This window comes from Streptomyces sp. a15, assembly GCF_059026085.1.
Genome location: NZ_JBWLKM010000008.1, coordinates 11932 through 25035 on the forward strand (window position 1 = coordinate 11932; position 13104 = coordinate 25035).

Annotated in this window: 14 protein-coding genes; 4 read left to right on the top strand and 10 right to left on the bottom strand. The window is 71.8% G+C overall.

The features are described 5' to 3' along the window. Positions 1 to 26 precede the first annotated feature (26 nt). Complete coding sequence (locus tag AC5P09_RS11185; RefSeq protein WP_493873706.1) at positions 27 to 848, top strand: GAF and ANTAR domain-containing protein; 822 nt, start codon at positions 27 to 29, stop codon at positions 846 to 848. 291 nt (positions 849 to 1139) lie between these two features. Here the strand turns inward: AC5P09_RS11185 and AC5P09_RS11190 are convergent, their stop codons facing one another. The 6 genes from AC5P09_RS11190 to AC5P09_RS11215 all read right to left on the bottom strand — a co-directional run bounded on the left by AC5P09_RS11190 (position 1140) and on the right by AC5P09_RS11215 (position 7546). Next, positions 1140 to 2714 (bottom strand): COG1361 family protein, encoded by a 1575-nt coding sequence (locus AC5P09_RS11190; protein WP_493873707.1) that lies wholly within the window; start codon positions 2712 to 2714, stop codon positions 1140 to 1142. 185 nt (positions 2715 to 2899) lie between these two features. After that, entirely contained in the window at positions 2900 to 3565 is a 666-nt protein-coding gene (locus tag AC5P09_RS11195; protein WP_493873708.1) for a class F sortase, read from the bottom strand. Between the two features lie 6 nt (positions 3566 to 3571). Then, positions 3572 to 4138: a hypothetical protein gene (locus tag AC5P09_RS11200; RefSeq protein ID WP_493873709.1), complete on the bottom strand. Its 567-nt coding sequence runs from the start codon at positions 4136 to 4138 to the stop codon at positions 3572 to 3574. Between the two features lie 128 nt (positions 4139 to 4266). Next, complete coding sequence (locus AC5P09_RS11205) at positions 4267 to 5046, bottom strand: HAD-IIA family hydrolase (RefSeq protein ID WP_493873710.1); 780 nt, start codon at positions 5044 to 5046, stop codon at positions 4267 to 4269. 129 nt (positions 5047 to 5175) lie between these two features. Then, positions 5176 to 5964, bottom strand: coding sequence for a hypothetical protein (locus AC5P09_RS11210; RefSeq protein WP_493873711.1), 789 nt, complete (start codon positions 5962 to 5964; stop codon positions 5176 to 5178). Between the two features lie 346 nt (positions 5965 to 6310). After that, positions 6311 to 7546, bottom strand: coding sequence for an ROK family transcriptional regulator (locus AC5P09_RS11215; protein WP_493873712.1), 1236 nt, complete (start codon positions 7544 to 7546; stop codon positions 6311 to 6313). A gap of 56 nt (positions 7547 to 7602) precedes the next feature. Between AC5P09_RS11215 and AC5P09_RS11220 the strand changes: the two genes are divergently transcribed. The 3 genes from AC5P09_RS11220 (at position 7603) to AC5P09_RS11230 (ending at position 10196) form a co-directional block, all read left to right on the top strand. Then, positions 7603 to 8685: a Gfo/Idh/MocA family oxidoreductase gene (locus tag AC5P09_RS11220; protein WP_493873713.1), complete on the top strand. Its 1083-nt coding sequence runs from the start codon at positions 7603 to 7605 to the stop codon at positions 8683 to 8685. Continuing rightward, a complete protein-coding gene (locus AC5P09_RS11225; protein ID WP_307675096.1) occupies positions 8685 to 9218 on the top strand; it encodes a heme-degrading domain-containing protein in 534 nt (177 codons plus the stop codon). The genes AC5P09_RS11220 and AC5P09_RS11225 overlap by 1 nt, the downstream gene beginning before the upstream one ends. 111 nt (positions 9219 to 9329) lie before the next feature. Then, on the top strand, positions 9330 to 10196 hold the full coding sequence (locus AC5P09_RS11230) for an LLM class F420-dependent oxidoreductase (RefSeq protein WP_493873714.1): 867 nt from the start codon (positions 9330 to 9332) through the stop codon (positions 10194 to 10196). A 110-nt stretch (positions 10197 to 10306) separates the two neighbouring features. Here the strand turns inward: AC5P09_RS11230 and AC5P09_RS11235 are convergent, their stop codons facing one another. From AC5P09_RS11235 to AC5P09_RS11250, 4 genes are all read right to left on the bottom strand, one after another. Further along, positions 10307 to 11164 carry a fumarylacetoacetate hydrolase family protein gene (locus AC5P09_RS11235; RefSeq protein ID WP_493873715.1) on the bottom strand — a complete coding sequence of 286 codons (858 nt, stop codon included), beginning with the start codon at positions 11162 to 11164 and terminating at the stop codon, positions 10307 to 10309. A 139-nt stretch (positions 11165 to 11303) separates the two neighbouring features. After that, on the bottom strand, positions 11304 to 12020 hold the full coding sequence (locus AC5P09_RS11240; protein ID WP_493873716.1) for a YidC/Oxa1 family membrane protein insertase: 717 nt from the start codon (positions 12018 to 12020) through the stop codon (positions 11304 to 11306). Positions 12021 to 12160: 140 nt separating this feature from the next. Beyond that, a complete protein-coding gene (locus AC5P09_RS11245; RefSeq protein WP_493873717.1) occupies positions 12161 to 12472 on the bottom strand; it encodes a DUF6412 domain-containing protein in 312 nt (103 codons plus the stop codon). 78 nt (positions 12473 to 12550) lie between these two features. Beyond that, complete coding sequence (locus AC5P09_RS11250; protein ID WP_493873718.1) at positions 12551 to 13078, bottom strand: winged helix-turn-helix transcriptional regulator; 528 nt, start codon at positions 13076 to 13078, stop codon at positions 12551 to 12553. Between the last annotated feature and the right edge of the window lie 26 nt (positions 13079 to 13104).

Consider the following 13104-nt stretch of genomic DNA (forward strand, 5'->3'; position numbering starts at 1 on the left):
CCGACTCGGAAGAGGAGTGCTCGGATATGCGGTACACCACCAGGGAGATCCGGCTCGCGGCAGCACTGGTGGAGGCCGCGGACACACTCACCGACGGCTTCGAGACCACGCCCTATTTACAACGGATGTCCGACCACTGCGTCGAACTGCTCTCCGCGCGGACGGCCGGGGTCATGCTCATCGACGGCGGCGAGGCGGTGTCGCTGGCCGGCAGCAGCCGGCACCAGGAGGTGGCGCTCGACCTGCTGGAGGCGCAGTACGGCGGCGGACCCTGTCTGGAGAGCTACGGCTCCGGGAAGCCGGTGGCGCCGGTGTCCATCCGGGTGGCGCACGCGGACGCCCGCTGGCCGGCCTTCACCGAGCGGGCCCTCAGGCACGACATCGTGGCGACCTACGCGGTCCCGCTGCGGCGGCGCGAGACGCTGCTGGGCGCGCTGAACGTGTTCGTGCCGACGCCGCCCTCCGGGACCGAGGACTCCGAGGGCCCCGAGGATTTCCAGGACTCCCAGGATCCCGAGGACGGTACGGCCCAGGAGCTGCTGGTGGCGCAGGCGCTGGCCGACGCGGCTGCCGTCGGCCTGCAGAACCACCGTGTGTACAGCCAGTACCGCACCCTGTCCGGGCAGTTGCAGCAGGCCCTGACCAGCAGGGTGCGCATCGAGCAGGCGAAGGGCATGCTCGCCGAGCGCTGGCGGGTCGGCGCCGACCAGGCGTTCCTCGCGATGCGCCGGCACGCCAGGCGGCGCCGGCTGTCGCTGGACCGGGTCGCGGGCGCGGTCATCGAGGGGCTCGCGGACGACGCCGGACTGCGCCGGGAGGTGGAGGGGCCGCTCGACGGGCCGTCGTAGAAACCGCGTACCCTTCGCGTCGCACCAGGCATCACCAGCACTGATCACGGAGAGCCACCGGCCCGGGACTTGGCGTCAAACGACCTCTAGGCCCCGGCGCGCATCCGTTCTAGAGTCTTCTCATACGGCCCCGGCCCCCGGCCACGCGTTCACTTGCTCCGTGGCTTCCAAGCCTCCCGCGCCGGCGCCGGGTTACTCCCGCAACCCGTGCGTGCGCGGTCGAGGACCAGCCCGGTCGGCGGCTTCGGGGGGAGCGGGTCGCCGACCGGGCCGGGTGCGACTGACTTCTGTTCAGGCCCGCCTGTGCCTCACGAAGAGGACCAGCGCGCCGCCGAGCAGCAGTGCGCCGGCGCCCGTGGCGGCGGCCACGGGCAGGATGCCGCTGCCGCCGGTGCTGGCGAGGGAGCCGGTGTCGTCGGCGGCGGAGACCGTCTGGGTCCGGGGCGTGTTGCCGTCGGCCGTGGGCGTGGCGGACGCCGACGCGGAGGCGCTCGGCCCGGCGGCGCCGTCGCCGCCCTCCACCTCGACCGTGACGGCCGCGGTGTCGTTGCCGTGCCTGTCGTCGAAGCTGAGGGCGCTGCCGGACGGCGTGCTCGCCTGGGCGTGCCCCGTCGTGGTCACGGCGTTGTCGCGGACCTGCAGGCCGAACCGGTAGGTGCGGGTGTCCCCGACGGTGAACTCGCTCGGACGGGGCACGCAGATGTACTCCGGTGCGCCCGGCGTCTTCTCACCGGTGCCGGACGACGCCTCCTTGCTCCACACGCTGCACTGGTCGGGGATCTCCACCGCCTTGGCGCCGGTGGGCACGGTCAGCACCAGGGACGGATAGAAGTCGCCGTTGATGTAACCGACGCGGCCCGGGCCCTCGTTACTCAGGGAGATGTCCACGTACACCATGTCGCCCGGTGCGCCCTCGGCGGTGTCGCCGCCCGCGACCATGTCGGCGGTGTTGTCGACGTCGATCTTCTGCCGGCCGACCTCCGTGCCGTCCGCGGCTGCGTCTCCGGCGGGGACGAGGGAGAGCGCCGAACCCTTGCCCGACGGCGGCGTGGCGTCGGCGCCGGACACGGGCAGGGCCTCGCGGCCGAAGTACTCGAACAGGGCCTCCTCGCTCACGTCCAGCCCGACGGGCCGGTCCAGCCGGTAGCTCTTGCCGGGCTCGATGACCGTGTCGAACGTGCACAGCGCCTGCTGCGGCGCGTAGGACTCGTTCGGGCCGCTGGTGACCGTGGAGTACACGCAGTTGGAGAAGCGGTCCTCGTACGAGAGCCCGAGGGTGGTGAGCATCCGCAACTGCACGCCCTCGGCGGGCAGGCTGCCGGTGTTGCTGATGGTGACCGGGGCTTCGATCGTGGACCCGGGCTTGTCGCCCTCGCGGTTCGGCAGGGGGTTGACCTTCAACTCGGTGCTGCCCACGGTCACCTGCGCGGTGACGGGGACCACGGTGCCGTTGGCGGACGTGCCGCTGAGGGTCACCGTGCCGGTGGTGCCGAGCGGGGTGCCGGGCTTGGCGTTCAGGCCGATGAGCGAGCCGGCCGCCGCGCCCTCGGGGACGTCACGGGTGGGCCAGGTGTAGATGTGGTCGGCGGGCACGGTCGCGTCCGGGGTGACCCAGTCGATGATCTCGCTCAGGTCCGCCGTGATGGTGACGTCCTCCGCGGTACCGGGACCGTCGTTGCGCAGGCCCCAGTTGATCAGCGGCGGGTCGGACGACGGCGGCAGGGGCAGTGCGAGGTCGTCGTCCTGCAGGTGAATGCGTACGACCGGGCCGTCCGCTGCCTGCGCGGAGGTCACGGGCAGCCATACGGCGATCGCGGCCGCGAAGGCGGCCACTGCGGCCCCGACACGGCGCCGACGGGTGGTCATCCTGGCTCCTCCCGGCGGAGCGCCCTTCGCCCCTGCCAGCCCTTCAGACACTCGAGGAACACCAAGGGTTGTCCGGGAGTTGGGCCCGAAGTCCCGTGCCCGTGAGATACGTCCAGGGTCCGTGAGGTACGTCCAAGGTCCCGGACCCCGGAGGTACGTCCAGGGTCCCGGACCCGTGAGGGGGCCTAGAGTCCCGTGCCCGTGAGGTACGCCGAGACGATCACGTTCGCCGTGTAGCTGCGGCTCGCCCGGTCGAAGTTGCCGCCGCAGGTGATCAGCCGCAGCTCGGCCCGTCCGGTCTGGCGGGGGCCGTACGCCTGCTGGGCGTCGAAGTGGTCGCGGGTGACGACCTGGACGTCGTCGACGGTGAACTCGGCGACCTTGCCGTCGTCGCGGATCACCCGGACCGTCTCGCCGGGCTTGAGGGAGCTGAGCTTGTAGAAGACGGCGGGCCGGGTCTCGGTGTCGACGTGCCCCACCATCAGCGCGGTCCCGCCCGCCCCCGGCTTCACGCCCCCCGCGTACCACCCGACGACCCCGGACTGCTCGAACGGGGGCGGGTCGATCGCCCCCGCCCCGTCGAGCCCCCGCGCCACCACCGGTGCCTGCACGTCGAGGAAGGGGATGTCGACGCGCTGCGGCAGGGCCGCGCCGATCGGCCGGTGTGCGGGCGGGAGTTCGACCTCCGGCGGCCGCCCGACCGCCGCCATGTCACCCGTGGTGGGCGCGGAGGTCCCGTGCCGTACGTCGGTCACCTCGCGCCCCCACAGCCACAGCCCGAGCAGCAGCACAGCCCAGGCCACGCCGGTGATCAGACGTCCGGTGCCGGAGGAACGTTCGTGGTCGGACATGGCGGGTCAGCCCGTCCCGCGGCTCCGGCGGGTACTCCGGAGCACGACGGCCACCGCGGCGGCCGCGGCGAGAAGCAGTCCGATCACGGTGTGTCCGGTACCGGGACCGGTGGCACGGGCGTCCTCGCCGGCTTCCGCACCGGCGAGGTGCGCGGTGCCACCGCCACCGGCCTGCACGGGGGCGACCGGGGAGGCGGGGGTCGTGGGCTGATGGGTCGGCTGGTCCGGCCGCGGCGTTTTCTCTACGACGGTCAGGCGGGCCTTGCGGTCGGCGCCGCCGCAGGTGACCGTCACGTCGTACGCGCCCGCCTGGAGCGAGGTGCGGATGCGCGTCTCGCCGACGAGTGTGCCGTCGGCGCCGGTGAGCCGGACCTCCGCGACGAAGGCCGCGGAGACCGCCGTGGCGGTCTTGGCTGTGCAGCCGGAGACGCGCAGCGCGATGTCGGTGCCGGGGGCGGGGGACGAGGGGGTCACCGCGATGCCGCTGCCTCCGTCCGCCGCGTACGCCGCCGGGGTGAGGGCGGCGGTGGCGAGCATCAGGCCGGTACAGAGAGTGAGACGTAGGGAACGCATCGTGAACCTCCAGATACCTGGAGCCTCCCCCTCCGGCCGGGGCCCCGCATCCTCAGCGGGGCCCGCACTGCTCCGAACGGGGGACGTTCCGCCGCTCCGAACGGGGCACGTTCCGCCCCTGCCGGGTTTCAGACCCGGTCGACGAGGTCCGCGATCGAGTCCACGACCTTCGACGGCCGGTACGGGAAGTTCTCCACCTGCTCGGGCCGGGTCAGGCCGGTGAGCACCAGGTATGTCTGCATTCCGGCCTCCATGCCCGCCAGGACGTCGGTGTCCATCCGGTCGCCGATCATCGCGCTGGTCTCGGAGTGCGCGCCGATCGCGTTGAGCCCGGTCCGCATCATCAGGGGGTTCGGCTTGCCCGCGAAGTACGGCTGCCTGCCGGTCGCCTTGGTGATCAGGGCGGCGACGGCACCGGTGGCCGGGAGCGGGCCCTCGGTGGAGGGGCCGGTCTCGTCGGGGTTGGTGGCGATGAAGCGGGCGCCGCCCTCGATGAGCCGTACGGCCTTCGTCATGGCCTCGAAGGAGTAGGTCCGCGTCTCCCCGAGGACGACGTAGTCGGGCTCGTGGTCGGTGAGGATGTAGCCGATGTCGTGCAGCGCGGTGGTCAGGCCCGCCTCGCCGATGACGTACGCCGATCCGCCCGGCCGCTGGTCGTCCAGGAACTGAGCGGTGGCGAGGGCCGAGGTCCAGATGGACTCGACCGGAACGTCCAGGCCCATCCGCCGCAGCCTGGCGTGCAGGTCGCGCGGGGTGTAGATCGAGTTGTTGGTGAGGACCAGGAAGGGCTTCCCGGACTCCTTCAGCTTCTTGAGGAAGGCGTCGGCGCCGGGGATCGGTACGCCCTCGTGGATGAGTACACCGTCCATGTCGGTGAGCCACGACTCGATGGGCCTGCGGTCTGCCATGTGCGGGATCTCCTGCCGTACGCATGCCGCATGTACGCGGTGCTGGATGCGCCCCCAGCCTAAACAGTGGCCGGATCTTGGGGAATGGCCAGTTTCCGGTGGGGTGGCGGAGAGCGGGTCAGCACCGGGTCAGCGGCGTCTGCGGGCCCGCAGGAGGGTGGTGCCGGTGAGGATCAGCAGGGCGGTGCCCGCGAGGGCGACGACCACGGGGAGCCCGGTGCGGGCGAGTTCGTAGGCCTGGTCGGGACGGTCGGCCCTGTCGTCTTCATCGGCTTCGCCGGTGCCGGGGTCGGTGGCTGTGGCTGTGGCTGTGGCGCTCGGGCCGCGTTCCCGCTCCTCGCTCGGCTCGCTGTCGATGCGGAAGCGGTAGTCGTTGGACTGGCCGATCCACTCGCCGTCGTCGTCGTGGCGTTGTACGACGGCCGCGTTGGCGGTGACCTCGTTCGGTACGGCGTCCGAGGTGACCGCGAGCCGGACCTTCACGGTGAGGGTCCTGCCCGGGCCGACGGTGAAGCCGGGGAAGGCGGCCAGCTCGTCGGCGAAGACACCCACGAGTTCGTCGGCGTCGGTGCGCTCGAAGCGGACGGGGTGCGGGCGGGTGCCGCCCCGCGCTGTGCCGTCGTAGAACTCCAGGCGCGGCTGCGAGGGTTGGAGCGCCCGCTCGTCGTCGGCGAGGACGACAACGGGGTGGATGTTCGCGCAGATCCGGCGGGTGGTGTTGGTCAGGTCCAGATACCAGGTGCCGTAACCACCCCCGGCCTCATAGGACTCGGGCCCGCCATGAATCCGCGTGGTCACCGGAAAGTCCCGGTCACCGGGCGCGACACAGGAGACACCGGAGTCGGCGTACGCGGCGTACGCCGACGCGGGAAGGAAGGCGGCGGCGGCTGCGAGACAGAGGGATACGGGCACGGGCATAGGCAGTCGCATGAACACATGACCATGCCGGGTGGGGGTGAGGTGGTGGCGGTGCCATGCCGGGTGGAGCGGGGGTGGCTGGTGGAATCCGCCCGTTTGGCGGGGGGGGTGTGCGGTGGCCGGCTGACGCCGTCAATCCGCGGGCAGTCGTACCGCTGGGGCAGCTCCCGCCCCAAAGAGACGCGGCACCCCGTCAGCGCCGGGCTGCGACACCCGCCCGTCAATCCGCGGGCAGTCGTGCCGCTGGGGCGGCTCCCGACCCAAAGAGGCGCGGCACCCCGTAGCGCCGGGCTGCGCGACCCACCCCCGGTCAGCCACAGCCAACCCGCACGCACCACACGGCCGGCTATCCGTCGCCCCGCCCGAACAGCGGCGCCAGCAGCAGCTGGGCCGCCCCTTCCGCCACCCCGCCGGAGGCGACCCGTACCGGTACCGCCCCCTCACCCCGGGCCCGGGCGTCGAGAACGTCCGCAACCCCTCGTACGAAAGCGTCCGGCGCCCCGACGACCGTACGGCCGCCCAACAGAACGAGGTCGATGTCCAGCAGGCCGACCAGGTTCGCGGCGCCCTCCCCCAGTACCCGCGCCGCCTCCTCGATCTCGCCGCGCGCCACCGCACCCAGACAAAGGGTCTCCACACAGCCCCGGTTCCCGCACTCACAGCGCGGCCCGTCCAGCTGGATGACCTGGTGCCCGAACTCCCCCGCACCGGTCCGGGCCCCCCGATGCACGGCCCCGCCGATCACGAGCCCGGCACCGAGCCCCGTACCGAGATAGAGGTAGGCGAAGGACCCGCCCGCGCCGCCCTCTCCGGCCACCGCCAGTCCGAGCGCCGCCGCGTTGGTGTCCTTGTCGACGACGACCGGCACCCCGAGCCGCCGCACCAGCGCGTCCCGCAGCGGAAAGCCGTCCCACTCGGGAAACCCGGTGACCCGATGCAGCACGCCTCGGACGTGATCAAGAGGCCCGGGGAGAGCTACGCCGACACCGAGAAGAGAGCCGATGTCAGAGACGGACGCGGCAACCGTGGAATCCGGCACAGAGGGAACAGGCGGAACAGTGGGAACAGACGGCCCAACCGACCCGGTCGGCCCCGCCGCCCCCAGCCCCTCCCCCACCAACCCCTCGACCACCCGAGCCACCGCCCCCACCACGGCCTCCGCCCCCGCACCAAGGTCCAGCGGCGCCCGGCGTTCCCCCACCACAGCCCCGTTCAGGTCGACCAGCACCGCACGCAGCTCGTCCCGGTCCAGATGGACCCCGACCGCATGCCCCGCCCCCGGCACCAGCCGCAGCACCGTCCGCGGCTTGCCGCCCGTCGACGCCCGGTGCCCGGCCTCCGCCGCCAGCCCCTCCTCCCGCAGCCGGGCGGTGATCTTGCTGACGGCCTGCGGGGTCAGCCCCGTCCGCTCGGCGAGTTCGAGCCGGCTGATGCCCTCCGCGCCGGCCGTGCGCAGCAGGTCGAGCACCAGCGCGGTGTTGTGGCTGCGCAGAGCGAGCAGGTTCACCCCCGCCGGGCCACCGACCACCCCCGCACCCCCGTCGGCCCCCGCACCGCCGCTACCGCCCTTCGCCCTGTTCACACCCCCATTCTCCCCGGCGCTTGCACTTTGGCAACAGCGTTGCGAAAGTGGAGGCCATGACTGGACGCAAGACTGCTGGTACTCCCCTCCGCGTGGGCCTCGTCGGTTATGGCCTCGCCGGCTCCGTCTTCCACGCCCCGCTGATCGCCGCCACCGAGGGCCTCACCCTCGACACGGTGGTCACCTCGAACCCCGAGCGGCAGGAGCAGGCCCGCGCCGGGTTCCCGGACGTACGCCTGGCCGCCGCGCCGGAGGAACTGTTCGACCGGGCCGACGAGCTGGACCTGGTCGTCGTCGCGTCCCCGAACAAGACGCACGTCCCGCTCGCCACCGCCGCCCTGAAGGCGGGCCTGCCCGTGGTCGTGGACAAGCCCGTCGCCGGCACGGCCGCCGAGGCACGCGAGCTGGCGGCCCTCGCCGAGGAACGCGGCCTGCTCCTGTCCGTCTTCCAGAACCGCCGCTGGGACAACGACTTCCTGACCCTGCGCAAACTCATCACCGAGGGCGAGCTGGGCGACGTCTACCGCTTCGAGTCCCGCTTCGAACGCTGGCGGCCCCAACTGAAGGGCGGCTGGCGGGAGTCCGGCGACCCGACAGAGATCGGAGGTCTGCTGTACGACCTCGGCAGCCACGTCGTCGACCAGGCGCTCGTCCTCTTCGGCCCCGCCGCCTCCGTGTACGCCGAGTCGGACGTCCGCCGCCCGGGCGCGCAGACCGACGACGACACGTTCATCGCGATCACCCACACGAGCGGCGTGCGCTCGCATCTGTACGCCTCCGCGACGACCGCCCAACTCGGCCCCCGCTTCCGGGTGCTGGGCTCCAAGGCGGGCTACGTGAAGTACGGCCTCGACCCGCAGGAGGCGGACCTGAAGGAAGGCCGCCGCCCAGGGCCCGACTGGGGCCTGGAGCCCGAGGACCTGTGGGGCCGCGTCGGCGCCGGGGAGTCCCCCCTGACCGGCGGCGGCCGCCCCGAACCGACCCTCCCCGGCGACTACCCGGCCTACTATGCGGCCGTGGCCAGGGCCCTGGCCGACGGCGGTCCCAACCCGGTGACCGCGCTGGAGGCGGCCGCCGCCCTCGACGTACTGGAGGCGGCGCGCCGTTCGGCCCACGACGGAGTGGCGGTGTCGCTGTGATGAGCAACCAGTCGCACAACAAGTCGAACCAGTCGCACCACCAGGAGATCACCCCGAAGTTCCACCCGGAGCTCACCCCGCCCCTGGAGGAGCTGGAGGCTCAGGAACGCCGGCTGGTCTTCCGCCAGTTCACCCACGACGACGCGTGGGCGCTGGGCTCGCTCCTCGTCGACCTGGCCCGCGAACGCCAGGCCCCCGTCGCCATCGACATCCACCGCGCGGGCCAGCAGCTCTTCCACGCCGCCCTGCCCGGTTCCGCCCCCGACAACGACGCCTGGATCGCCCGCAAGCGCCGGGTCGTGGAGCGCTACGGCTCCGCGTCCTACCTGGTCGGCGCCCGCTGCCGCGCCAAGGGCACGACGTTCGAGGAGTCCTCCCGCCTGGACCCGGACGAGTACGCGGCCCACGGCGGCTCCTTCCCGATCAACGTTGAGGGCGTGGGCGTGATCGGCGCGGTGACGGTGTCCGGGCTGCCGCAGTTGCAGGACCACCGGTTCGTCGTGGAGGCGCTGGAGCAGTTCCTGGAGCAGTAAGGCGTACGGGCGCATTGGCGTGCGGGGAAGATCTCGCCGCCCCCTCCGGTTGGCACCGATGTGTTGGCACCGATGTACAGCACACCCACCGACCGGAGGGATCCCTACCCCATGAGTGACGCCTTGAAGGAAACCATCGGACGGTACGGCATCTGGAGTGCCGGCCTGCGCTCGGAGGACCCCGCCCGGCGCGGCGAACTGACCGAGGCGGCGGCCGAGTTGGAGGAACTGGGTTACAGCGCCGTCTGGCTGGGCGGCAACAGCGCCGCCGCCCACGCCGTACCGCTGATCGAGGCGACCTCGACGCTCACCGTCGGCACCAGCATCCAGAGCATCTGGGAGCACGAGCCCGCCGACAGCGCCGCGAGCTTCGCGGAGTTGGAGGCAGCCCACCCCGGCCGCTTCCTCCTCGGCCTCGGCGTCAGCCACGCCAAGCTCGCGGACCAGTACCGCCGCCCCTACTCGGCCCTGGTCGCCTACCTCGACGCCCAGGACGAGGCGGCCGCACCCGCGAACCGCCGCCTCCTGGCCGCCCTCGGCCCGAAGACCCTCGAGCTGGCCCGCGACCGCTCCGCCGGCTCGATCCCGTACCTGGTCCCCCCCGAGCACACCGCATACGCCCGCGAGATCCTGGGCGAAGCCCCGCTGCTGGCCCCCGAGTTGGGGGTGGTCCTGGAGTCGGACCCGGCCCGCGCCCGCGCGCTGGCCCGCGGGTTCCTCGCCATCTACCTCCCGCTCCCGAACTACACCAACAACTTCCTGCGCCACGGCTTCACGGAGCACGACCTCACCGACGGCGGCAGCGACCGCCTGATCGACGCCCTGTTCGCCTGGGGCGACGAGACGACGATCCGCACCCGCATCGACGCGTTCTTCGAGGCGGGCGCGGACCATGTGGCACTGCAGGTGGTGAACGGCGAGCCTAGGGATGCCCTACCGCGCAAGGCATGGCAGAGCCTGGCTTCCCTACTGGCCTGAGCTGACCGACTTCTCAGGGGCGCGGGGCTGTGACATATGCGGCTCCGCCGCGTGGGCGCGACCAGCCACGGACGGCCCGCAGCCGCCGTACAAGCGCAGTCCCCCGCCCTCTACGCGTCCTTGAACTCCTGCCGCTGCCGACCGAGCCCTTCGATCTCCAGCTCCACCACGTCCCCGGCCCGAAGGAACGGCTTCGGGTCGGGCGCCCCGAGCGCAACCCCCGCCGGGGTACCGGTGTTGATCACGTCACCGGGATACAAGGTCATGAACTGGCTGACGTACCGCACGACTTCTCCCACGGGGAAGATCTGCTCGGCGGTCGTGCCGTCCTGCTTCAGCTCCCCGTTCACCCACAGCTTCAGCGACAGATCCTGCGGATCCGGCACCTCGTCCGCCGTCACCAGCCACGGCCCCAGCGGGTTGAAGGTCTCGCAGTTCTTCCCCTTGTCCCAGGTCCCGCCCCGCTCGATCTGGAACTCCCGCTCGGACACGTCGTGCGCGACGGCGTACCCGGCGACACACCCCAGCGCCTCCTCCACGGACTCCGCATACCGAGCCGTACGCCCGATGACGACCGCCAGCTCGACCTCCCAGTCGGTCTTCACCGACCCGCGAGGGACCAGCACCGTGTCGTAGGGCCCGACCACCGTGTCCGCGGCCTTGAAGAAGATGACCGGCTCGGCGGGCGGCTCGGCCCCGGTCTCGCGGGCGTGGTCGTGGTAGTTCAGCCCGATGCACACGATCTTGCCGATCCGTGCGAGCGGCGGTCCGACCCGCAGCCCGGTGGCGTCCAGCGCGGGCAGCGAACCCGCGTCGACGGCGGCTCGGATCCGGCCGAGCGCCGCGTCGTCGGCGAGCAGCGGTCCGTCGATGTCGGGTACCACGCCGGACAGGTCCCGCAGGGTGCCCTCGGCGTCGAGCAGCGCGGGCCGCTCCGATCCCGCCGTACCGACTCGCAGCAGCTTCATGATCACAATCTCCCTCGATCGCGGGGTCGCCGACCGACGGGTGCAGCCATCGGATGACTGGTAGATCGTCCAAGGTCGGCGTCCAGTCCGCAATACCCGGTTCACGGACTGGACCGTAACCACCTCGGGCCCCTGCTGGTCAGCGGTACAGCACCGCCCGCTCCACCGCACTCCACGTCGTACTGGTCACCACGTACAGCGCGGCGGCGAGCGGCACCACCGCCACGGTGACGAGCGTGAAGAAGGACATGAACGGCATGACCTTGGTCATCGCGCCCATCCCGGGCACCGGCTGGTCCCCGTTCCCCACCGGCATCGCCGGATTCGCGGCCATCATCCGCTTCGTACGGCGGAAATTGAACACGGCCACCACGGCGACGAACACGAACAGCCCGACGTACACGAGCCCGGGGGCCCCGAACATCCCGCCGTCGCCGAGCGCGTCGGCCCAGCGCTCGCCGAGGGGCGCGGCGAACAGCTGGTGGGAGAGGAGCTCGTTGGCCTGTCCGCCGATCTGTGTGTTGGAGAACGTGTGGTAGAGCAGGAAGAACGCGGGCAGCTGGAACAGGCTCGGCATACAGCCCGACAGCGGCGACACCTTCTCCTCGGCGTGCAGCTCCATCACGGCCTTCTGGAGCTTCTGGGGATCCTTCCCGTGCTTCTTCCTGAGCTCCGCGACCTTCGGCTGGAGCGCGGCCCGGGCCTTCTGTCCGCGCGCGGCGGCCCGGGACAGGGGATGCACGAGGAGTCGTACGAACGCGGTGATCAGGACGATCGCGGCAGCTGCCGCGGTGGCTCCGAACAGCGGCTGGAGCAGGTCGGCGAGGTGCCGGACCAGATCGGCGAAAACGGACATGGGTGAGCCCTCCGAGGGTCTCGTCGTGCCGGGGTGAAGAGTGAGTCGGCATGACGACCCGCGCGGGGTCGGACTCGTAAGAGGTGCCCTACGGCCTTACTGCTCTACGGCCTTACTGTCCTACTGCCTTACGGCAGGCCCTACGCGACGGTCGCCGGGAGGGCGTGTCCCGGCGCTCGGGGGCGGGTGCGCCCCCTGGCATCGGGGTCGCGTTGGGGCAGGAACGCCGTACGGCGGTCACGGTCGCGGATGGCCGTACGCACCCTGGTGGGCGGCACGGCGAGCGCGGAGCGCGAGGCGACGAGCGAGCAGACGGCGAACGCGGAGCCGGCCGCGGCGGTCGCGGCGAGCGCGACGGTGGCGGAGAGGCTGCCGGCGTCGAGCAGCACGACGTCGAGGAAGAGGATCAGCAGGAGGGCGGCGGGGCGAAGCTTCGACAGCGTACGGTTCACGCTCGGCCCCTCCCCTCTCACGTCTACTGGTTCTACTGGCTCTACTGGTCCTGCCCTTGGTTATACCTGATCGACTGGTTATACCTGATCGACCAGGACCGGCTGCAACAGCCGCCTGGGCTTCAGCAGCGCCCGGCTGACCGGATCCGCCGGGTCCGGATCGAGTCCGGGGCCCGGCTCCATGAGGACGTCCTCGACCGGTACGACGGTTGCGCAGGCGGGGCATTCGCCGTACGGGCCGAGTTCGGTGCCGCAGTCCGCGTGCCGGAAGTAGCGCAGCTGGGCCGTGGAGAAGTGCTCGCGGCCCCACAGGCCGAGCGAGCGCATGGTGGGCCACAGCGCGATGGCGCGGGCGGTGACGACGTACTCGTCGCGCGGCGGCGACTCCTGATAGCGGCGCTTCTCCAGGATCCCCTCGGCGGTGAGCGTGTGGAGGCGGTCGGCCAGGACGGCGCGCGGGATGCCGAGGTGGACGAGGAAGTCCTTGTAGCGCCGGACGCCGTAGAGCGCGTCGCGGATCACCAGGAGCGTCCACCGCTCGCCGACGATCTCAAGCGCGCGGGCGATCGAGCACTCCTGTGTCGCGTAGTCCTTGCCCAGTGCCATGGCGTCCACTGTAACCACTTTGCGAG

Excerpts from the sequence above, each read along its gene's own strand:
- AC5P09_RS11185 (WP_493873706.1), top strand. The coding sequence starts at position 27 with ATGCGGTACACCACCAGGGAGATCCGGCTCGCGGCAGCACTGGTGGAG.
- AC5P09_RS11190 (WP_493873707.1), bottom strand. The coding sequence starts at position 2,714 with ATGACCACCCGTCGGCGCCGTGTCGGGGCCGCAGTGGCCGCCTTCGCG.
- AC5P09_RS11195 (WP_493873708.1), bottom strand. The coding sequence starts at position 3,565 with ATGTCCGACCACGAACGTTCCTCCGGCACCGGACGTCTGATCACCGGC.
- AC5P09_RS11200 (WP_493873709.1), bottom strand. The coding sequence starts at position 4,138 with ATGCGTTCCCTACGTCTCACTCTCTGTACCGGCCTGATGCTCGCCACC.
- AC5P09_RS11205 (WP_493873710.1), bottom strand. The coding sequence starts at position 5,046 with ATGGCAGACCGCAGGCCCATCGAGTCGTGGCTCACCGACATGGACGGT.
- AC5P09_RS11210 (WP_493873711.1), bottom strand. The coding sequence starts at position 5,964 with ATGCCCGTGCCCGTATCCCTCTGTCTCGCAGCCGCCGCCGCCTTCCTT.
- AC5P09_RS11220 (WP_493873713.1), top strand. The coding sequence starts at position 7,603 with ATGACTGGACGCAAGACTGCTGGTACTCCCCTCCGCGTGGGCCTCGTC.
- AC5P09_RS11225 (WP_307675096.1), top strand. The coding sequence starts at position 8,685 with ATGAGCAACCAGTCGCACAACAAGTCGAACCAGTCGCACCACCAGGAG.
- AC5P09_RS11230 (WP_493873714.1), top strand. The coding sequence starts at position 9,330 with ATGAGTGACGCCTTGAAGGAAACCATCGGACGGTACGGCATCTGGAGT.
- AC5P09_RS11235 (WP_493873715.1), bottom strand. The coding sequence starts at position 11,164 with ATGAAGCTGCTGCGAGTCGGTACGGCGGGATCGGAGCGGCCCGCGCTG.
- AC5P09_RS11240 (WP_493873716.1), bottom strand. The coding sequence starts at position 12,020 with ATGTCCGTTTTCGCCGATCTGGTCCGGCACCTCGCCGACCTGCTCCAG.
- AC5P09_RS11250 (WP_493873718.1), bottom strand. The coding sequence starts at position 13,078 with ATGGCACTGGGCAAGGACTACGCGACACAGGAGTGCTCGATCGCCCGC.